The following is a 19,971-nucleotide window of genomic DNA, read 5'->3' as shown; positions in this document are numbered from 1 at the left end:
CTCCGGTGCCCGCCGGGCGACGGCGAGGACCATCCCGATGCCGGACACCCTTAGGCCGTGCTCCGGTGCCCGCCGGGCGACGGCGAGGACCATCCCGATGCCGGACACCCTTAGGCCGTGCTCCGGTGCCCGCCGGGCGACGGCGAGGACCATCCCGATGCCGGACACCCCTGGGCCGTGCTCCGGTGCCCCGCCGGGCGACGGCGAGGACCGGCCCGGAGCGGGACACACACCTAGGCCGTTTCGATGCCGTCCCAGAAGTCCGCGAGGGCGTGGGCCGTCGGCAGGGGACGGTCGGCGTTGGGGGAGTGCTCCGCTCCCGTGACGACCGTGCGATGCGCGTCCAGCCGCAGAGCCATGTCGTCGAGGACCGCCACCGGCCAGGTGTCGTCGTGCGCGCCCGACAGGACGTGAAACGGCAGCGGGACCGCGGCGAGTTCGGCGACGCGGTCCGGCTCGGTGCACAACTGGCGCCCGGTGGCCAGCAGTTGGGCAGGGCTGTGGCCCAGCCAGCGGCGGCGCAACTGCTCCTGGTCACCGAGGCCGCGGGCGGGTCCCCCGACCTCCTCAGGCGGCCCCATGGCCCGGATGGCATCCCACACCTCGTCCATCGACAGCACGGCGAGCGTGTCCCGCAGCAGCTTCACGCGCTGCTGCTGGGAGACGGAGATCTCCGCCGGACCGGACGAGACGAGGGTGAACGAGAGGAAGGGCGAGTGGTCGAGCAGCACGGCCGCACGGGCGATCTGCCCGCCCAGCGAGTGCCCGACGAGATGCAGGGGCGCGCCGAGGGCCTCGGCCTGCGCGAGCACGTCCCGCGCCAGTTCCCGCTGCGCGTAAGCCGATTCGTCGTCCAGGGGACCGCCCGACTCGTGCTGTCCCCGCCCGTCCACGGCGATCACCCGGTATCCCCGCTGCGCGAGCGGCTCGTGCAGCAGCCTGAAGTCCTCCTTGCTCCCGGTGAACCCGGGCAGCATTAGGACGGCTCCCCTGGCCTCCACGCCCGCCGCCGGTGACGAGTCGACGACGGCGAACTCGCCGCGTGAGGTGCGCAGGCGGTAGGCGCGGGCGCCAGGGGGAGGAGGGAAAGCGGGGTGGCTCGTCACGGGGGCGAGGATAGCGGGCGGGGGACCGGCCCCGGGCCGTTGGGAAACGCCGACGGCCCGGCCCCTGTGCGAGGGGCCGGGCCGTCGGGGAGGGTGTCAGCCCTCCGTGGGCTCCGCGGCGGCCGTGGCCTTGCGGGTGCGGCGGGCCCGGGGCTTCGCCTCCGCCGTGTCCTCCGAAACCGGAGCGGCCGCGGTCGCCTTGCGCGCGCGGCGCGGCTTGGCGGCGGTCTCCGGCTCCTGATCCGCCTGGGCGGGGATCTCGGCGACGGCAGGCGCGGTCTCCGCGGTCTTGCGGGTGCGGCGGCGCGGCGTGGCCGCCTCCGTGCCCTCGGCCGTGTCGACGGCGGTCTCGGCCGCCGCGGCGGTCTTCCGCGTGCGACGCGGCTTGGCCTCCACGGCCTCCGTCTCCACAGCGGCGGCAGCCGTCTTCCGCGCGCGCCGGGGCTTGGCCTCGGTCGCCTCGGCCGTGTCGACGCTTGCCTCCGCCTTGGCGGTGCTCGCCTTGCGCGCGCGGCGCGGTTTGGCGGCGGTCTCCGGCTCCTGATCCGCCTGGGCGGGGATCTCGGCGACGGCAGGCGCGGTCTCCGCGGTCTTGCGGGTGCGGCGGCGCGGCGTGGCCGCCTCCGTGCCCTCGGCCGTGTCAACGGCGGTCTCGGCCGCCGCGGCGGTCTTCCGCGTGCGACGCGGCTTGGCCTCGACGGTCTCCGGCTCCTCCGCCGGGGCGGCGGTCTCGGCGGTCTTGCGGGTGCGGCGGCGCGGCGCGGCCTCGGTGGCTTCCACCGTGTCGACGGCGGACTCCGCCGCCGTGGCCTTGCGCGCACGCCGGGGCTTCGCTTCCGCCGGCTCGACGGTGTCCCCCGCCGCCTCGGCCGTGTCGACGCCCGCCTCGGCCTTCGCGGCCGTCTTGCGGGTGCGGCGCGGCTTCGTCTCCGAAGGCTCCGGCGCGGACTCGGTGGTGCCCTCGGCCGTGTCGACCGCCGACTCGGCCGCGGACGCAGCCGTGGCCCTGCGAGTGCGGGTGCGGCGGCGCGGTGCGGCGGCCGCCTCGGGCGACGCGGCGTCCGTGGCTTCGGCGACGACCGTCGTCTCCGGGGCCGACGGCGTCACCGCGGCCTCGGTCTCGACGGCCGACGTCTCCGACCGGCGCGTGCGGCGGCGACGCGACTTCGGGGTCGCCTCGGGCGCCTCAGCGGTCGTACCCTCGGCCGACGCGACGACGTCCAGCGCCTGCTCGGACGCGACGGCGTCCACTGCCTGCTCGGACGCGGTGGTCTCGACCGCCGCGACCGGAGCCGGCTCGGACCGGGCCCCGCCGCGGGTGCGGCGACGGCGACGCGGGGTGCGAGGAGCCGTGACGGCATCCGCCTCGGCGGCGCCGCCGGTGGCCGCGGTCTCCGGAGCGGTGCTGCCGGCGGACTCGGGCGTCCCGTCCAGTACGGCCCCGCCGCGTGTACGGCGGCGGTGACGCGGCGTACGCGGCGACCGCTCGCGGTCGGCCGAGCGGGACTCGTCCCGGTCGCCGCGGCCGGGACGGCCGCCGCGCCCGCGCGGCCCACGGCCGCCCGGCTCGCCCAGGTCCTCCAGCTCCTCCGCCTCCAACCCGGCGCGCGTACGCTCCGAGCGCGGCAGGACGCCCTTGGTGCCCTCGGGGATGCCGAGGTCGGTGTAGAAGTGCGGAGAGGTGGAGTACGTCTCCGGCGGGTCGCCGAAGCCCAGGTCCAGCGCCTTGTTGATCAGCTGCCAGCGCGGGATGTCGTCCCAGTCGACGAGCGTGATCGCCGTACCCTTCGCACCCGCGCGGCCGGTCCGGCCGATGCGGTGCAGATACGTCTTCTCCTCTTCCGGCGACTGGTAGTTGATGACGTGCGTGACGCCCTCGACGTCGATGCCGCGGGCGGCGACGTCGGTGCAGACGAGCACGTCCACCTTGCCGTTGCGGAAGGCGCGCAGGGCCTGCTCACGAGCGCCCTGGCCGAGGTCGCCGTGGACGGCGCCGGAGGCGAAGCCGCGCTGCTTGAGCTGGTCGGCGAGATCGGCCGCGGTGCGCTTGGTGCGGCAGAACACCATGACCAGTCCCCGGCCCTCGGCCTGGAGGATGCGCGAGACCATCTCGGGCTTGTCCATGTTGTGCGCGCGGTAGACGAACTGCTTCGTGTTCGCGACCGTCGCGCCCGCGTCGTCCGGGGAGGTGGCGCTGATGTGCGTGGGCTGCGACATGTAGCGGCGGGCCAGGCCGATGACCGCGCCCGGCATGGTGGCCGAGAACAGCATCGTCTGACGCCGCACCGGAAGCATGTTGATGATCTTCTCGACGTCGGGCAGGAAGCCCAGGTCGAGCATCTCGTCGGCCTCGTCGAGGACCAGGCACTTCACGTGCTTCAGGTTCAGCTTCTTCTGCCCGGCGAGGTCGAGCAGCCGGCCCGGGGTGCCGACGACCACGTCGATGCCCTTCTTCAGGGCCTCGACCTGGGGCTCGTAGGCCCGGCCGCCGTAGATGGCGAGGACGCGCACGTTGCGTGCCTTGCCCGCGGTCAGCAGATCGTTGGTGACCTGCGTGCACAACTCGCGCGTGGGGACGACGACGAGTGCCTGCGGGGCGTCCGTGAGGTCCTCGGGTTTGGCGCGTCCGGCTTCCACGTCCGCGGGGACGGTGACGCGCTCGAGGAGCGGGAGGCCGAAGCCCAGCGTCTTGCCGGTGCCGGTCTTGGCCTGGCCGATGACATCCGTGCCCGAGAGGGCGACCGGAAGCGTCATCTCCTGGATGGGGAAGGGGGTGATGATGCCGACGGCCTCAAGGGCCTCGGCCGTCTCGGGGAGGATTCCGAGCTCTCGGAACGTAGTCAGGGTGCTGCCTCTTCTGTGTGGGCGGCGCGAGGCGAGCGCGGGGTCGTGTCAGACCGTGCCGGGGACGTCGGCTGCTTACGGGCGGGCCGAAAAGCACGGGACCGCGCCGACGCTCTAGCGCTCGTGCCGCTGAGGGTGTCCCCCTCCGGGTCTCGTACGCACTGCGGCGGACGGCCGGGGAGGGCTGTCGGGTCGGAGCCGATCGGGCCACCGACCGGGCATCCTCATACGTGCGGCCTGTCGAGGTACGTCAACGTACCAGCAGGCGCATTACCACCATACCCCGGAATCCCGCACATGTGATGGCCGATTCGGTCACGTAGTCATCGCCACAGTGATCGACCAGGGCCTTACGCCGCCCGGTGGGCGGGCTATTGTGCGCTTCATGACGAGCTCTGACAAGCCTGAGAACGCCAAGGACACCGACGCCGCCGCACCCACCTCAGTCGCCGCCCGGGACTGGGTGACGGCCTCCGCCGACCCTCAGTACCGTGCCGCGGTCGTGGACCTGCTCGGCGCGCTCGCGTACGGGGAGCTCGCGGCGTTCGAGCGGCTCGCGGAGGACGCCAAGCTGGCGCCGACGCTGGCGGACAAGGCGGCGCTGGCGAAGATGGCGTCGGCGGAGTTCCACCATTTCGAGAGGCTGCGCGACCGGCTGGCCGAGATCGGGGAGGAGCCGACGCGGGCGATGGAGCCGTTCGTCGCCGCGTACGACGGGTTCCACAGGCAGACGGCCCCTTCCGATTGGCTGGAGGGACTCGTCAAGGCCTACGTCGGCGACTCCATCGCCAGCGACTTCTACCGGGAGGTCGCCGCCCGGCTGGACTCCGACTCCCGCAAGCTGGTGCTGGCCGTCCTCGACGACACGGGTCACGGCGGTTTCGCCGTGGAGAAGGTGCGGGCCGCGATCGACGCCGACCCACGTGTGGGCGGACGGCTCGCGCTGTGGGCGCGGCGGCTGATGGGCGAGGCCCTGTCGCAGTCCCAGCGGGTGGTCGCCGACCGGGACGCGCTGTCGACCATGCTGGTGGGCGGCGTAGCGGACGGCTTCGACCTCGCCGAGGTCGGAAAGATGTTCTCCCGCATCACCGAGGCCCACACGAAGCGGATGGCCGCGCTGGGGCTGGCCGCCTAGCCAGGGGAGCACCCCCTGGCTTCCCGCGGTCCGGCGGGTCGTCATCGGTGCCGCCGCTCTCGGTGACCCCTCAGGCGGTCGCCGACCGGCGGCGCAGTCTTCCCGCGGGGCGCAGCAGCAGCGACAGCGAGGCCACCGAGACGATCACCGCGCCGAGCAGGACGATCAGCACGTGCCCGGCGTCCAGCGCGCTGTGCATGACGAAGGCCCCGAAGAGCGCGCCGGCGACACCGGTCGACAGGACCAGGGAGCGGTTCGGAAGTCGGTGCGCCAGGCGGTGTGCGGCCGCCCATGCCAGAGCAAGGCCGAGAATCGCGGAGCTCAGCGCTTCCAGGAGCATGTCGGGGTCCCTCCCACATGGCCGGCCTGCCCAAATCGGTCGTAGCCCGTCTTACCCCTGACCTGCGGAATCCAATCCACCCCTGGGGGCGACTTGTGCTCCATCCGTGAAGGAACCGGTGTGCCGCAAGGAGAAGCGGAGGCTGTGCGGGAGGGGTGTCCGAGGGAAGACAACGCAAACGGGGCGGGTCGGCCGACAGCCCTCCCGCCCCGTTTCGCGCATGCGCCTACAGCGCTCCGAAGCCCACCTTGCGCGGGGCCGGCTCACCGATCTCGACGTACGCGAGACGGTCGGCCGGGACGAGGAGCTTGCGGCCGTGCTCGTCCACGAGGCTCAGCAGCTGCGACTTCCCGGCCAGTGCCTCGGCGACCACGCGCTCGACCTCCTCGGCAGTCTGACCGCTCTCCAGAACGATCTCGCGGGGCGCGTGCTGCACGCCGATCTTGACCTCCACGGCTTTGTCCCTCCGACGGTCAGTGATGTGCGCGGCCTTCCGCGCCGTACGCAGCACACATTAGCCCGGTGAGGGGACGTACATGCTCCGCCCGAGAACGCCACGAGCGAACATCGGGCGGGAACAAGGCGCCCGTCAGTGGTGCGGCTGGTCCATGCCGTGCAGCGGGAAGCCCGCGATACCGCGCCACGCCAGCGAGGTGAGCAGCTGCACCGCCTGGTCGCGCGGCACGCTGCGGTCGCTGTGCAGCCAGGACCGCGCCACCACCTGGGCGAGACCGCCCAGGCCCGAGGCGAGCAGCATCGACTCCGCACGCGACAGACCGGTGTCCTCGGCGATGACGTCGCAGATCGCCTCGGCGCACTCGTTCGTGACCTTGTCCACGCGCTCGCGCACGGCGGGCTCGTTCGTCAGGTCCGACTCGAAGACCAGGCGGAAGGCGCCGCCGTCGTCCTCGACGTAGGCGAAGTAGGCGTCCATCGTCGCCCGGACGCGCTGCTTGTTGTCGGTCGTCGACGCGAGCGCGTTCCGCACGGACTGGATGAGCGACTCGCAGTGCTGGTCCAGCAGTGCGAGATAGAGGTCGAGCTTGCCCGGGAAGTGCTGGTACAGCACCGGCTTGCTGACGCCGGCCCGCTCCGCGATGTCGTCCATCGCGGCTGCGTGGTAGCCCTGGGCCACGAAGACCTCCTGGGCGGCGCCCAGAAGCTGGTTGCGTCGGGCACGGCGCGGCAGGCGTGTGCCCCGCGGGCGAACCGCCTCTGTCTGCTCGATGGCTGTCACGCCGCCTCCCATTTTCGTCCACATGCGGATCTGGCCGCGTCGCCATCGTACTTTTCGGTAACCGTGGTGTGCGCGGTGAGAGCGCAGAATTTCACGGACCGGACAGTTGCGAAAGCGGTTGCGAAGGTTTCAAACAGGGTCAGAGCGGGCAAAATGCTGCCTCTTTCCTGTTCTCCCGAGCTGCTCGTCGCCCGTCGGCGGCGAACGTCACCGGTAGTCGTCCTCGTCGAGCGAGACGATCCTGGTCTGCTCCACCAGGTCGGCCTCGTTGGCGCGGTCCGGGTCGACGGCGGTCAGCGGGTCGTCGCGAGTCGGCGTGATGTCCGCCTGCTGCTCGGCCGCGTCGACCTCGGGGGCCTCGACGTCGAACTCCTGCGCCTCCTGCGCGTCCTCCGCCTCGAACGTCTCCGGGTCGGTGGGGTCTACGGCCATGATGGGCTCCCTTCCTACGAACGTCCCTGGGGATGCAGGGGCCACACGCGGGTGCCCTCTGTACGAGCCTAGGAGACACCCGTTCCGGACGCTATGCGATCCGCGTCCGGGACGTGACGCGCTGCTCATCCCGTTGACTGCTACCCACGTGTGCCCGAGTGCCTTCTCTTCCACCCCCCTCAACAGGCCGAGAGCTGTGACGGCGAACACAGGCGAACGCATGAGCCACTGTGTGATCGTCTCGTAACATTGCCGCATGTCTTCGACCGAGCTGCCGTTCGTGCCGCCCGCCAATGTGCTGCCGAAGGTGGGGACCGTCCGGGTCGCGGAGGGCGAGCGCCTGCGGTCGGTCGAGCTCCCCGGGGTCACGCTGACGGTCCGGTCGCGACCTCCCGTGCGCGACGGACTGCCTCCCGCGCTGTACGTGCACGGGCTCGGCGGTTCCTCGCAGAACTGGTCGGCGCTGATGGCGCTGCTGGACGGCTCCGTCGACAGCGAGGCCCTCGACCTGCCGGGTTTCGGAGACTCCCCGCCGCCGGACGACGGCGACTACTCCGTCACGGGCCACGCGCGCGCGGTCATCCGTTACCTCGACTCCTCCGGGCGCGGTCCCGTGCACCTGTTCGGGAACTCGCTCGGGGGCGCAGTCGCCACCCGTGTCGCCGCGGTCCGGCCCGATCTGGTCCGTACGCTCACGCTTGTGTCTCCCGCCCTGCCGGAAATCCGAGTGCAGCGCGCCGCCGTGCCCACGGGGCTGCTGGCGGTGCCGGGCGTCGCCCTCCTCTTCACCCGGCTCACCCGGCAGTGGACGGCGGAGCAGCGCGTCCGCGGCGTGATGGCGCTGTGTTACGGGGATCCCGGGCGGGTGACGCCGGAAGGATTCAGCAACGCCGTGCAGGAGATGGAGCGGCGGCTGCGGCTGCCGTACTTCTGGGACGCGATGGCGCGCTCGGCACGCGGGATCGTCAACGCGTACACACTGGGCGGCCAGCAGGGTCTGTGGCGCCAGGCCGAACGGGTTCTCGCGCCGACCCTCCTCGTCTACGGCGGCCGTGACCAGCTCGTCGGCTTCCGAATGGCCCAGAAGGCGGCCCGGGCCTTCCGTGACTCGCGGCTGATGACGTTGCCGGACGCGGGGCATGTGGCGATGATGGAGTACCCGGAGACGGTGGCCATGGCGTTTCGCGAACTGCTCCCGGATGCGGGAGAGTTGGGCGCGCAGCGGGCAAGACGGGGCCGCCGGGCGGATGCCGGGGGTGACGCCGTCGACAGAGAAGGCACCGACGAGAGCATGGGGGGCTGAGGCGCGACGTGGGACGCCACAGCCGCCGCGGGCCGGTCGCCAAGGGCGACAGCGCGGACACAACCGCAGATCGGAACCGTCAGGACGGCCGGGCCGGGTCCGAGCAGGCTCAGAGACCAGGCCAGGGCCAGGCGCCGGACAGGAGCCGTGGCGGCCGTACGGCACCGCCACCGGGGTCACGCAGACTGCCAGGACCCCGGCAGGCCCCCGCGGACGGGACACCGCCGCACGGCATGCCACGTCTGCCGGACGGCTGGCTACCGGACGGCACGCCCGCGCGTGGCGTTCCCCGGCTGCCTGATGGCACTCCGGCGCGTGGTGTGCCGAGGCTGCCTGACGGCACTCCGGCCCAGGGGGTTCCCCGGCTGCCACCGGACGGTACGCCGGGGCATGGGGTACCCCGCTTCTCCGAGGGCACTCCGGCGCGAGGTGTTCCGCGATTTCCGGACGGGACGCCCGCACGCGGTGTTCCGCGCATGCCTGACGGCACCCCGGCGCACGGAATGCCGCGGTTGCCTGATGGGACGCCCGCGCGTGGAATGCAGCGGTTTCCGGACGGGACGCCCGCACGCGGGGGTCCGGGGTTTCCGGACGGGACGCCTGCGCGCGGTGTTCCGCGCATGCCTGACGGGACTCCCTCGCGTGGGATGCCCCGGGTGCCCGGGGGCGCGACCGCCCACGGCTTCGGGGAGGCCCGGGGTGGGCACCCCGAGCAGCGGGAAGCCGGAGGCGGCTGGGGTGAGTCGAGCGGGACGGGCGGTGGACCCGCCGGTGCCGGTGTTCCCCTACCGCGGCAGCGCCGGGCCTCCGTGCCCGGGCCGCGGCAGGACTACCTCGACGCCTTCGTCGCAGACGAGGACGACGTCTTCGCGCCCCGTACGCCCGCCTCCGCCCATGCGGCGGACGCCTGCACCTCCGTCACGGACTGGAACGTCGGCACGCCGGCCGACTCCGGGTCCGGTCACGACGACGCGGGGCCCACCGGCACGCCGGTGCCGGGCAGGGGCGGCAAGGGTCGCACCTTCACCGGCATCGCGGCCGCCGCCGTCACGACCGTGCTGGCCGTCATCGTCGCCGGCCAGGTCACCGACGACCACGCCGGCGGCGAGGTGCAGTCACAGTCGGCCACCGATCAGGCCCGCGACGTCCGGGACACCGCGTCCCGCGCGGAAGGCCGGGGCCCGGCCCCCGAGGCCGCGCCGCTGACCTACGACGAGAAGATGGACCGGACGTACCCGCTCGGCGCCGAGCTCAAGGGCTCGGGGAAGTTCGACGCCGTCCCCGGCATCGCCAAGGCCCCGGGCGCCGGGCAGAAGTTCACCTACCGCGTGGACGTGGAGCAGGGGCTCGGGCTGGACGGCGCGCTGTTCGCCGAGGCCGTGCAGAAGACACTCAACGACCGGCGCAGCTGGGCCCACAACGGCGCGCGCACCTTCGAGCGCATCCACTCCGGCAAGCCCGACTTCGTGATCACGCTGGCCAGCCCCGGCACGACCGCCGACTGGTGTGCCAAGTCCGGCCTGGACACCACCCAGGACAACGTCTCCTGCGACTCGGCCGCGACCGAGCGCGTGATGATCAACGCCTACCGGTGGGCACAGGGCTCGGAGACCTACGGCGCCGGCAAGATCCACGCCTACCGGCAGATGCTGATCAACCACGAGATCGGCCACCGCCTCGGCTACGGCCACGTCACCTGCGACAAGGACGGCGACCTCGCGCCGGTCATGCAGCAACAGACCAAGTTCCTCGACCACGACGGCATCCGCTGCCGCCCCAACCCCTGGGCCTATCCCGGGAATTGACAGGCCTCGCCAGGGGTGTGGAGTCCTTCGGGTACACGCCGTACGACCTCTTGGCGCCCCGCGGCCCGTACGCCAGGCGGCCGCCGGCCCTCGTGCCGGCGCGCGACGCGGAGGCCGGCACGCGACGCCGGGCGCAGCGACGGGAGTTGGTCGCGGCATGACGATGCGTGTCCGCTTGATCCCCTAGCGCGACAGAACGCGACCCGCACGGGAAAGTTACGACCGTTCACCCCTTTTGGTGGTGCGACGGACAACCGTCCGCCGCACCACCGCCTTGTCCGCATACGTTCGTCCCGCTGCGAGCCGCCGGGCAACGGCGGCTCCCCATACGGGAGATCGGGGGTGCACTCGTGCGCATCGGACTGCTTACGGAGGGTGGCTATCCGTACGTGAGCGGTGACGCCAAACTCTGGTGCGACCGGCTGGTGCACGGACTCGCCCAGCACGAGTTCGACGTCCACGCGCTCAGCCGCAGCCAGCGCCAGGAGGACGAGGGCTGGATCCCGCTGCCACCGAACGTCCGCCGGGTGCGCACCGCACCGCTGTGGATGGCTGAGGACGACGAGGTGGTGCTCGGGCGCCGTGCGCGCCGGCGGTTCGCCGAGTGCTTCGGGGAACTGGCAGCCGTCCTGTGCGGGACGCCCGGGAGCGCCTCCCTCGGAGGGCTCTCCGAAAGTGTGCCGACCTCTGAGGCGGACCGTTTCGCCAGCGCTCTGTACGGGCTCGCGGAACTCGCCCGCGAGGCGGGGGGACTGGTGGGCGCCCTCCGTTCGGAGGCCGCCGTACGCACTCTGGAACGCGCCTGTCGTGCACCCGGCGCCCATCGCGCGGCGCGTGAGGCGCGCGTCCCCGATCTGCTCGCCGTCGCCGCCCATCTGGAACGCGCCCTGCGCCCCCTCTCCCTCGACTGGTACGAGGACGAGGGACTCGGCGCGGTCGACGTCTGCCACGCCGCGTCCGGCGGCACCGCCGCCCTGTCCGGCCTGCTGGCCCGGCACTTCACCGGCGTACCCCTGGTGGTGACCGAGTACGGCGTGCGCCTGCGGACGCACTACCTCACCGCCCCGGACGCCCCGCCCGCCGTGCGGTCCCTGCTGGCGGCCTTCCAGAGCCGGCTCGCGGCCGAGGCCTACGGGCAGGCCGAAGTGGTCACCGCCGGCAACACGCACGCCCGCCGCTGGCAGGAGCGCTGCGGTGCCGACCGCGAGAAGCTCCGCACCGTCTACCCCGGCATGGACGCCCGGCCCTTCACCGAGGTCGGCGAGTCCCCGGACGGCGCGGACCCGGGCACAGTCGTCTGGGCCGGGCGGGTCGAGCCCGCCCGGGACCTGGTCTCGCTGCTGCATGCCTTCGCGGAGATCCGCAAGCAGGAACCGAGGACGCGCCTGCGTATCGTCGGTGCCCCCGCCGGCCCCGAGGGTGCGGCCTACCTCGGCCACTGCAGGACACTGGCCGCCCAGCTCTTCCCCGACGAGGCCGAAGGCCCGCACGCCGCCGGGGACAACCCGGTCTCCTTCGAGGAAGTCGGCGGCCCCGACCTGCCGACCGCCGCCGGCGCCTACGCCTCGGGCGCCGTGACCGTCCTCTCCAGCGTCGTCGAAGGCTTCCCCCTCAGCCTCGTCGAGGCCATGCTCAGCGGGCGCGCGACGGTGTCCACGGACGTCGGCGCGGTCGTGGAGGTCATCGGCGGCACGGGGCTCGTCGTACCGCCGCGCAATCCGCGGGCGCTCGCCGACGCGTGCGTGGCGCTGCTGCGCGACCCCGAGCGCCGTGCACGGCTGGGGGCCGCCGCGCGCGCCCGTGCCCTCGAACTGTTCACGGTCGAGCGGAACATCGAGGCGTTTCACAGCATTTACCTGGAGATCGTCTCCCGCGCACCCGTCCGCCGCTGCCTCCTCGACGGAGCGGGAGAGCCACTGCCGTTCGCGGTCCCCGCCGAGGCCCACGTGCCCGTCCGCTGGACCGCCGCGTCGCCCCGCCTCAGCCGAGGCGGCCCCGGCTGGGCGGCGGGCAGCCCCGTACGCGCCACCACTCCCGTCCCGGCCCCGGAGGCAGCGCGATGAACGACCTGGGCGCACTGGGCCGCCGTCCGCGCACCCTGACCGGCCCCGGGGCGCCGGACGCCCGCTCGGAGAAGGATCCGGATCCGGCCACCACGGGCTCGCCCTGTCCTGGGACCGATGCCGAGCGGGCGACGGCCGCTGACGAGACGGTGCTCCCCGAACCAGGGCAGACCACCGGCCACAAGGCACCCGTGAAGCACGAGTCGGCCACCGGCCGCAAGACCTCCACCCCGCGCCCGGGGGCCGCCGACCCCGTGAAGGCGCTGATGCACCGGCACCGCGAGCTCTGCGCCCGTGCGGTGGACCCTCTTGAGATCGCCGCGGGCCTGGAGGCGCACGGCATCACCGACCGGACCGCCGCCCGCTTCCGCCACCGGGACGTCTTCTCCCTCGCGGAGGAGATGTACGCACGGGTCTCCCGTGACGGAGACGCACCCCCGCCCGCGGCGCCCGCCGCACCCCGGGTACGCGCCGGCTGGGCTCTCCTGACCCTCCTGCCCGGGGCGCTGTGCGCCGCCGCTGTGACCGCCGTGCACCTCACCCACGGGCAGGCGCGGCTGCTCGCGGCCATGGCCGGTGCCCTCGCCGTGGCCCTGGCCCTCCGGGCGGCCCTGCGCCGAGGTCCCCTGAGCAGGACCGGCCCGGACCGACCCGGACCACGTCCGGGCGCCGCCCACGGCCGAACCACCCCATGGACCGTGTGGCTCGTCGCCTACTCCCTGCTGGGCAACGGCCTGCTCTCCAGTGTCCTCACCGGAGGCCCCCACGCCCTGCCCACCGGCACGGCCGACGGCCCCTGGCCCGTCACCGCCGCCCCAGTGCTGGCCCTCGCCCTGGCCTGCGCGCCCGCCGCCTGGACCGCGCACCTCTTCACCGCGCGGTCCCGCCGCAGACTCGCCGCCAGCCGCGGCCTGGAGGACTTCGCCGCCGCCGTACGCCCCCTCCTGCTCGGCACGATCGCCCTGTTCCTGGGGGCCCTGGCGGCCCTGCTCACCCTCTGCACGGCACTCCTCGACGAGCCCGCGGCCCATGCGGAGGCACTCACCCTGGGCGCCCTGCTCTTCCTGGCCCGCCTCCTCACCACGCACGGCTTCACCTATGCGCCCGCCGTGGTCCTCACCGCGACGGCCACGGCCGAGGCGGCCGCCCTCGCCACCCTCTTCGCCGCACGTCTTCCCGGTTTCGGCTTCCTGGCCACTCCCGCCGAAACCCTCGTCACCACCTGGGGCGCCGGCAGCGTGCCCACCCTGGCCTGCGGGACGGCGGCCCTGGCCCTCCTGGTGCACACGATCCGCAAGCTGACCCGGGCCTCGGCCCACGCACCGCCGGAGCCCGCACGGTGACCGCCGCGGGCGCCGGCCCCACCGGCGCAGGCAGCACCCGTCCCACCCCTTCCGTCCCGCCTCGAGGAGAACCCGCATGACCACCCACCCAGGAACCCCGGCGACACGGGGAGCCGCGCGATGAGAGTCCTGCTGATCGGAGCCAACGGCTACATCGGCCGCTTCGTCGCCGACCGCCTGCTCGCCGACCCCGCCGTGCAGCTCACCGCCCTCGGGCGCGGCGACGACGCCGACGTCCGCTTCGACCTCGCCTCCGGCAGCCCCGGCGCCCTCACCCGCTTCCTCGACGCGGTCCACCCGGGCGTCGTCGTCAACTGCGCCGGCGCCACCCGTGGCGGGGCCCGGGAACTGACCCGCCACAACACCGTCGCCGTGGCCACCGTCTGCGAGGCCCTGCGCCGCAGCGGCTGCGGAGCCCGGCTGGTGCAGATCGGCTGCAGCGCCGAATACGGCCCGAGCCAGCCCGGCTCCTCCACGGCCGAGGACGCCGTACCCCGGCCCGGCGGCCCGTACGGTGTCAGCAAGCTCGCCGCCACCGAACTGGTCCTCGGCTCCGGCCTGGACGCCGTCGTCCTGCGCGTCTTCTCACCGGCCGGGCCCGGCACCCCCGCCGGCTCCCCGCTGGGCCGTCTCGCCGAGGCCATGCGCCGCGCCATGCAGTGCGGCGACGGCGAGCTGAAACTCGGCGGCCTCGGCGCACAGCGCGACTTCGTCGACGTCCGCGATGTGGCCCGTGCCGTCCACGCCGCCTCGCTCTCCGCCGCACAGGGCGTCATCAACATCGGCTCCGGCCGCGCCGTACGCCTGCGCGACGCCGCCGCGGTCCTCGCCCGCGTCGCCGGGTACGGCGGCGCCCTCCACGAGCTCGACGGCCCGCCCGGGGCCCTGCGCTCGGCCATCGGCCACCCACGCCCCGACCCGGACCACGCGCCGCCCGTCGCGTACCCGTACCCGGACGGCTGCGGCAGCTGGCAGCAGGCCGATGTGCGCACCGCGCGCGACCGGCTCGGCTGGCGTCCGCGCATCGGTCTGGAGGAGTCCCTCGCCGACATCTGGATGGAGGCGGCGTGCCGCATCTGACCAGCACCCGGCGGCGCACCTCGGGCACGGAACTCCGACCCGGGGTCGGCGTCCCCGGTTACGCGCATCCCCTTCTGGCGCCCACCGAGTGGGGCGAACTGACTCGCCCCGGCACCGCCCTGCACTGGGTGGTCCTCAATGTGGCCGACGGCCCCGGCAGCCGCCCCGACCCGCACTGTCTGGAGGCGGCCGGCCGTCTGCGCAACGCGGGCATCCGCATCCTCGGCCATCTCGACATCCGGTACGGCACCCGGAACTTCGGCGAGCTGGTCTCGGACGCCCACCGGTTCGTCGACTGGTACCAGGTCGACGGGTTCCTCCTGAAGCGCTGCCCGGCGGACCACGCCGGGCTGCCCGAGGTCCGCCGCACGGTCGCCACACTCCGTGTGATCCGTGACGCTGCCCACATCGTCCTGGGCCACGGCATCCACCCGCACCCCGGCTACGTCGAGCTCGCCGACCAGCTGGTCACCTTCTCCGGCCCCTGGAGCGACTACCGCTGGTCGCAGGTGGCCGAGTGGACCGGGGACCATTCGCCCGGGCGCTTCTGCCACTTCGTGCACGGTGTACCCCGCACCGACCTGGCGGAGGCACTGCGCATCGCCCGATGGCAGGGCGCGGGGACGGTCTGGATCACCGACCACACGGACCGGGGCGGTCACACCGACCCCTGGGAGGCGATGCCCGGCTACTGGGACGAATTCGTCTCGCGCATCGGAACAGGTGTCTCGGAATGAAAAAGCGCATGGCACTGTTACGGGGAGAACAACCGTAGTGATTGACCGACCAACGGAGTCCCCGTGTCGCTGCCACCCCTGGTCGAGCCGGCTTCCGAGCTCACCGTAGACGAGGTCCGCAGGTACTCCCGCCACCTGATCATCCCCGACGTGGGGATGGACGGGCAGAAGCGGCTGAAGAACGCCAAGGTGCTGTGTGTGGGCGCCGGCGGCCTGGGCTCGCCGGCGCTGATGTACCTGGCCGCCGCGGGCGTCGGCACCCTCGGCATCGTGGAGTTCGACGAGGTCGACGAGTCGAACCTGCAGCGCCAGATCATCCACAGCCAGGCGGACATCGGCCGCTCCAAGGCGGAGTCCGCCCGTGACAGCGTCAAGGGCATCAACCCGTACGTGAACGTGATCCTTCACGAGGAGCGGCTCGAGGCCGACAACGTGATGGACATCTTCAGCCAGTACGACCTGATCGTCGACGGCACGGACAACTTCGCGACCCGCTACCTGGTCAACGACGCCTGCGTGCTGCTGAACAAGCCGTACGTGTGGGGCTCGATCTACCGCTTCGACGGTCAAGCGTCCGTCTTCTGGTCCGAGCACGGCCCCTGCTACCGCTGCCTGTACCCGGAGCCCCCGCCCCCCGGCATGGTTCCCTCCTGCGCCGAGGGCGGCGTCCTGGGCGTGCTGTGCGCGTCCATCGGCTCCATCCAGGTCAACGAGGCCATCAAGCTCCTCGCCGGCATCGGTGAGCCGCTGGTCGGCCGACTGATGATCTACGACGCCCTGGAGATGCAGTACCGCCAGGTCAAGGTCCGCAAGGACCCCGGCTGCGCGGTCTGCGGCGAGAACCCGACCGTCACCGAGCTCATCGACTACGAGGCCTTCTGCGGCGTCGTCTCCGAGGAGGCCCAGGCGGCGGCCGCCGACTCCACGATCACTCCGAAGCAGCTCAAGGAGTGGATCGACGACGGCGAGAGCATCGACATCATCGACGTCCGCGAGCCGAACGAGTACGAGATCGTCTCCATCCCGGGCGCCCGGCTGATCCCGAAGAACGAGTTCCTCATGGGGTCCGCCCTGGAGAGCCTCCCGCAGGACAAGAAGATCGTCCTGCACTGCAAGACGGGTGTCCGCAGTGCGGAAGTCCTCGCGGTCCTGAAGTCCGCGGGCTTCTCGGACGCGGTCCACGTCGGTGGTGGCGTGATCGGCTGGGTCAACCAGATCGAGCCGTCCAAGCCGGTCTACTGAGCCGTATCCGGCCTCCCTTTCCGAGCGGCGGGGGTTTCGCGCACCACGGGTGCCCGAAGCCCCCGCCGTCGTCATGAGCAGACCTTGCCGTCCTTCGGCACCGAGCCGTCCAGCAGGTACGCGTTCACCGTGGAGTCGACGCAGTCGCTCCCACTGCCGTAGGCGCCATGCCCCTCGCCACGCCAGGTGAGCATCACTCCGACGCCCTTGCCCAGTTCGTCGGCCATCCTGCGCGCGCCCTCGTAGGGGGTGGCGGGGTCGCCCGTATTGCCGACCACCAGGACCGGAGCCGCGCCGGGGGCGCTCACCTCCGGGGTGTCGTGCTGTCCGGGCACCGGCCAGTCGTGGCACCAGCCGGCCGTGTCCCAGCCGAGGAAAGTCCCGAAGACGGGGGAGATCTTCTCGAACCGGGGCAGCAGCTCCTTCGTCCGGGCCGGCGTCGGCCGCTGCCTGTCGTCCAGGCACGATATGACCCGTTGGGAGTGGGTCGTCGTGCCGTAGTGCCCCGACGGGTCGCGTTCGTTGTAGCGGTCGGCGAGGGCCAGGAGCTGCGACCCGTCGCCCTTCTCGGCCGCGTCGAGGGCGCCGGTCAGGGTCGGCCAGCTGTCCTTGCTGTACAGCGGCAGGATGATGCCGGTGACCGCGAGGGCCTGCGTCAGCTTCCGCCCGGGCGTGCCCGTCGCCAGGGGCCGTTCGTCGATCCGCCGCAGCAGGCCGGCGATCTTGCGGGAGCCTTCCTGCGGGTCCTGGCCCGTGGATTCGAGGTAGCCGTTCAGCGCGCGCTGGAACCCCCTGGCCTGGTTCTGGGCGTGGCCCACGGTGTCGGCGGCGGGGTCGACGACCGCGTCCAGCGTCATGCGTCCCACGCGCTTCGGGAAGAGATGGGCATAGGTGCCGCCCAGCTCGGTGCCGTAGGAGATGCCGAAGTAGTTCAGCCGCTTGTCGCCGAGGACCTTCCGGATGCGGTCGATGTCGCGGGCCGAGTCGGCGGTCGAGACGTGCGCCATCAGCTTCCCGGCGTCCTTCCGGCAGCCCTTGCCGAAGTCGGCGGCGTCCTCGAAGTACGCCCTTTCCTCGGCCGGGGTGTCCGGGGTGACGTCGACCGACTCGGCGGCCTGGATCTCGTCGTCGCCGCGACAGCGCACCCCTTCGCTGGCGCCCACACCGCGCGGGTCCCAGCCGACCAGGTCGTATCGCTCGCGGAGTGCGGAGACGGTGGGGGCGTACGACGGCATCATGGACACGCCCGAAGCGCCCGGGCCGCCGAAATTGAACAGCAGCGAGCCGACGCGGTCGTCCCCGCGGGCCCTGGCGCGGATGAGCGCCAGCCCGATCGTCTCGCCGTCCGGCTTCGACCAGTCCAGCGGCACCTTCAGCGTCGCGCACTGCCATTCGCTGCTCGGCGCGGGAGCGTCGGCGGTGGCCTTGCAACGGCCCCATGCGAGCCCGCTCTTGTCGTCGTCGGACGCACCGCCGCCGCAGCCGGCGGCCAGCAGGGCCGAGGCGGCCGCCAGAGCGGTCCACCGAACGAAGCGCGTCATTGCCACATCCCCCTCGCAGGCCGTCCGCTCCGTGCCGCGGATGGCGGTCAGGCCATGGTAGGCAGATCCCGCGTCGACCGCTTCTGCCTGTGGATAACCATCTGACCTGCGCTTTCAGGAGCGGCTGCCGGTGTCAGGAGCAGACGCTCCCCGCCGGCGGCACCTTTCCGTCCAGCAGATAGCCGTTCACAGCGCTCCGCACGCACTTGTTCTCGCTGTCGTACGCGCCGTGTCCCTGGCCCCGGTACGTCAGCTCGACCCCGACTCCCTTGCCCAGCGCGTTCACCATCGCCCGCGCGCCCTCGTACGGCGTGGCCGGGTCACCGGTGTTGCCGACGACCAGAATGGGCGCCGAGCCCGCGGCGCTCACGTTCGGATGGTCGGCGGCGCCCGCCACGGCCCAGTCGGCGCAGCTGAGCATGGACCACGCCATGTAGTCGCCGAACAGGTCGGACGCGGCCCGGAACTCGGGCAGCTTCCGCTCGACGTGGGCGGTGTCGTAGCGGGCTTTGTCGTCGGCGCAGTTGATGGCCACGTTGGCGGGGATGATGTTGCTGTACTCGCCGTTCTCACTGCGTCCGTTCATCGAGTCGGACAGCGCCAGCAGGATACTGCCGTCACCGTTGTACGCGTTCTCCAGGCCCTCGGTGAGGTACTCCCAGAAGTCCTGCGAGTACAGCGCCTGCGCGATGCCGCTGGTCGCCGCCGTCTGGGTCAGCCGGCGCGGGAAAATCGCCGGGATCGGGTCGCGGTCGAGGTCGTTCAGCAGCTTGGCGATACGGTCCTTCACGTCCTGGGCGCTGTCGCCGATCGGGCACTCTTCGGCCTTCGAAGCGCAGTCCTCGGCGAAGTTGTCGAGTGCCAGTTGGAAGCCCTTGGCCTGCCCCAGCGATCCCTGCTCGGAGTTCTGCGTGGGATCGACGACGGCGTCGAACACGGCCCGGCCGACCCGCTCGGGGAACAGATGGGCGTAGACGCCGCCCAGCTCGGTGCCGTAGGAGATGCCGAAGTAGTGGAGCTTGTCGTCGCCGAGGACCTGGCGCATCAGGTCCAGGTCGCGGGCTGCGTCGGTGGTGCGCAGGTGCGGGAGGATCTTCTCGGAGTTCCGCTCGCAGGCGTCGTTGAAGTCCTTGGTGTTGTCCACCAGCCGGGCGCGTTCGGTGGCGTCGTCGGGCGTGGCGTCCTGCTGGAAGTAGGCGTCGAGCTGCTGGTCGTTCTCGCAGAGCACGGGGTTGCTGCGGCCGACTCCGCGTGGATCGAAGCTGACCAGGTCGTAGCGGGTGCGCAAGGTCTCGTAGCCCTCCGCGAACGCGGGCAGCGAGGTGACGCCCGAGCCGCCGGGCCCGCCGAAGTTGAAGATGAGTGAGCCGATGCGTTGGTTCTCGGAGCCGGTCGTCCCGACCCGGATCAGCTCAAGGCCGATGGTGTCGCCTTTTGGGTCGCCCCAGTCGAGCGGGGCCTTCATGGTGGCGCACTGCCACTCGCCATCGTCCGGCAGCGGGGAGGGCGAGGCGCCCCCGCCCTGGGCCTCGTCCGGGGCCGGGCAGGCCTTCCAGCTCAGTTCCTGCCGGCCGAGGTCCTCTACCTTGGCGCCGTCGTCGCCGCAGCCCGCCAGGACGGTCGAGAGCAGCAGGGCGGAGGCGGTCAGGGCGATGGCACGCAGCCGGAGCGGGGTTGGCATGGTTCCATCCTGCGGCGGTACCGAGCGGGACGCGCGGGACGCGTGCCGTACGAGGTAGGAGGGTTTGAGGAGGCCAAAGTGC

The 19,971-nt window shown here is 72.6% G+C and carries 16 protein-coding genes; 8 read left to right on the top strand and 8 right to left on the bottom strand.

Annotation, left to right across the window (positions count from 1 at the left end):
• Positions 1 to 233: 233 nt before the first annotated feature.
• On the bottom strand, positions 234 to 1,106 hold the full coding sequence (locus ABTX62_RS08235) for an alpha/beta fold hydrolase (protein WP_352115409.1): 873 nt from the start codon (positions 1,104 to 1,106) through the stop codon (positions 234 to 236).
• Positions 1,107 to 1,202: 96 nt separating this feature from the next.
• Positions 1,203 to 3,860 (bottom strand): DEAD/DEAH box helicase, encoded by a 2,658-nt coding sequence (locus ABTX62_RS08230; protein ID WP_352115408.1) that lies wholly within the window; start codon positions 3,858 to 3,860, stop codon positions 1,203 to 1,205.
• Between the two features lie 475 nt (positions 3,861 to 4,335).
• Between ABTX62_RS08230 and ABTX62_RS08225 the strand changes: the two genes are divergently transcribed.
• Positions 4,336 to 5,085 carry a ferritin-like fold-containing protein gene (locus ABTX62_RS08225; protein WP_352115407.1) on the top strand — a complete coding sequence of 250 codons (750 nt, stop codon included), beginning with the start codon at positions 4,336 to 4,338 and terminating at the stop codon, positions 5,083 to 5,085.
• Between the two features lie 70 nt (positions 5,086 to 5,155).
• On the opposite strand, the gene ABTX62_RS08220 is transcribed toward ABTX62_RS08225, so the two are convergent.
• The 4 genes from ABTX62_RS08220 to ABTX62_RS08205 all read right to left on the bottom strand — a co-directional run bounded on the left by ABTX62_RS08220 (position 5,156) and on the right by ABTX62_RS08205 (position 7,094).
• A complete protein-coding gene (locus tag ABTX62_RS08220; protein ID WP_352115406.1) occupies positions 5,156 to 5,425 on the bottom strand; it encodes a hypothetical protein in 270 nt (89 codons plus the stop codon).
• 226 nt (positions 5,426 to 5,651) lie between these two features.
• Positions 5,652 to 5,879: a DUF3107 domain-containing protein gene (locus tag ABTX62_RS08215; RefSeq protein WP_030854792.1), complete on the bottom strand. Its 228-nt coding sequence runs from the start codon at positions 5,877 to 5,879 to the stop codon at positions 5,652 to 5,654.
• A gap of 135 nt (positions 5,880 to 6,014) precedes the next feature.
• Positions 6,015 to 6,662 carry a TetR/AcrR family transcriptional regulator gene (locus ABTX62_RS08210; RefSeq protein ID WP_031132394.1) on the bottom strand — a complete coding sequence of 216 codons (648 nt, stop codon included), beginning with the start codon at positions 6,660 to 6,662 and terminating at the stop codon, positions 6,015 to 6,017.
• Positions 6,663 to 6,869: 207 nt separating this feature from the next.
• The gene (locus ABTX62_RS08205; protein WP_352115405.1) at positions 6,870 to 7,094 is read right to left on the bottom strand and encodes an Rv3202a family protein; all 225 of its coding nucleotides are present in this window, start codon (positions 7,092 to 7,094) and stop codon (positions 6,870 to 6,872) included.
• Between the two features lie 256 nt (positions 7,095 to 7,350).
• On the opposite strand from ABTX62_RS08205, the gene ABTX62_RS08200 reads away from it, so the two are divergent.
• The 7 genes from ABTX62_RS08200 to moeZ all read left to right on the top strand — a co-directional run bounded on the left by ABTX62_RS08200 (position 7,351) and on the right by moeZ (position 16,667).
• Positions 7,351 to 8,397, top strand: coding sequence for an alpha/beta fold hydrolase (locus ABTX62_RS08200; RefSeq protein WP_352115404.1), 1,047 nt, complete (start codon positions 7,351 to 7,353; stop codon positions 8,395 to 8,397).
• 539 nt (positions 8,398 to 8,936) lie between these two features.
• Positions 8,937 to 10,202 carry a DUF3152 domain-containing protein gene (locus tag ABTX62_RS08195; RefSeq protein WP_502997918.1) on the top strand — a complete coding sequence of 422 codons (1,266 nt, stop codon included), beginning with the start codon at positions 8,937 to 8,939 and terminating at the stop codon, positions 10,200 to 10,202.
• Between the two features lie 350 nt (positions 10,203 to 10,552).
• The gene (locus tag ABTX62_RS08190) at positions 10,553 to 12,265 is read left to right on the top strand and encodes a DUF3492 domain-containing protein (protein ID WP_352115402.1); all 1,713 of its coding nucleotides are present in this window, start codon (positions 10,553 to 10,555) and stop codon (positions 12,263 to 12,265) included.
• The gene (locus tag ABTX62_RS08185; RefSeq protein ID WP_352115401.1) at positions 12,262 to 13,608 is read left to right on the top strand and encodes a hypothetical protein; all 1,347 of its coding nucleotides are present in this window, start codon (positions 12,262 to 12,264) and stop codon (positions 13,606 to 13,608) included. The genes ABTX62_RS08190 and ABTX62_RS08185 overlap by 4 nt, the downstream gene beginning before the upstream one ends.
• 120 nt (positions 13,609 to 13,728) lie before the next feature.
• Complete coding sequence (locus ABTX62_RS08180; protein ID WP_352115400.1) at positions 13,729 to 14,688, top strand: NAD-dependent epimerase/dehydratase family protein; 960 nt, start codon at positions 13,729 to 13,731, stop codon at positions 14,686 to 14,688.
• Positions 14,676 to 15,425 (top strand): spherulation-specific family 4 protein, encoded by a 750-nt coding sequence (locus ABTX62_RS08175; protein ID WP_352115399.1) that lies wholly within the window; start codon positions 14,676 to 14,678, stop codon positions 15,423 to 15,425. The genes ABTX62_RS08180 and ABTX62_RS08175 overlap by 13 nt, the downstream gene beginning before the upstream one ends.
• 63 nt (positions 15,426 to 15,488) lie before the next feature.
• Entirely contained in the window at positions 15,489 to 16,667 is a 1,179-nt protein-coding gene (moeZ, locus tag ABTX62_RS08170) for an adenylyltransferase/sulfurtransferase MoeZ (protein ID WP_352115398.1), read from the top strand.
• A 71-nt stretch (positions 16,668 to 16,738) separates the two neighbouring features.
• Here moeZ and ABTX62_RS08165 read toward each other — a convergent pair whose 3' ends face one another.
• Together ABTX62_RS08165 and ABTX62_RS08160 are read right to left on the bottom strand one after the other, a co-directional pair.
• Positions 16,739 to 18,208, bottom strand: coding sequence for an alpha/beta hydrolase (locus ABTX62_RS08165; RefSeq protein ID WP_352115397.1), 1,470 nt, complete (start codon positions 18,206 to 18,208; stop codon positions 16,739 to 16,741).
• Positions 18,209 to 18,341: 133 nt separating this feature from the next.
• Positions 18,342 to 19,889 (bottom strand): alpha/beta hydrolase, encoded by a 1,548-nt coding sequence (locus ABTX62_RS08160; protein ID WP_352115396.1) that lies wholly within the window; start codon positions 19,887 to 19,889, stop codon positions 18,342 to 18,344.
• Positions 19,890 to 19,971: the final 82 nt, after the last annotated feature.

This window comes from Streptomyces sp. NPDC096046 (assembly GCF_040303285.1).
Lineage (GTDB): Bacteria > Actinomycetota > Actinomycetes > Streptomycetales > Streptomycetaceae > Streptomyces.
The sequence above is the reverse complement of the archived record's forward strand: the minus strand, read 5'-3'. Positions and strand labels throughout refer to the sequence as shown.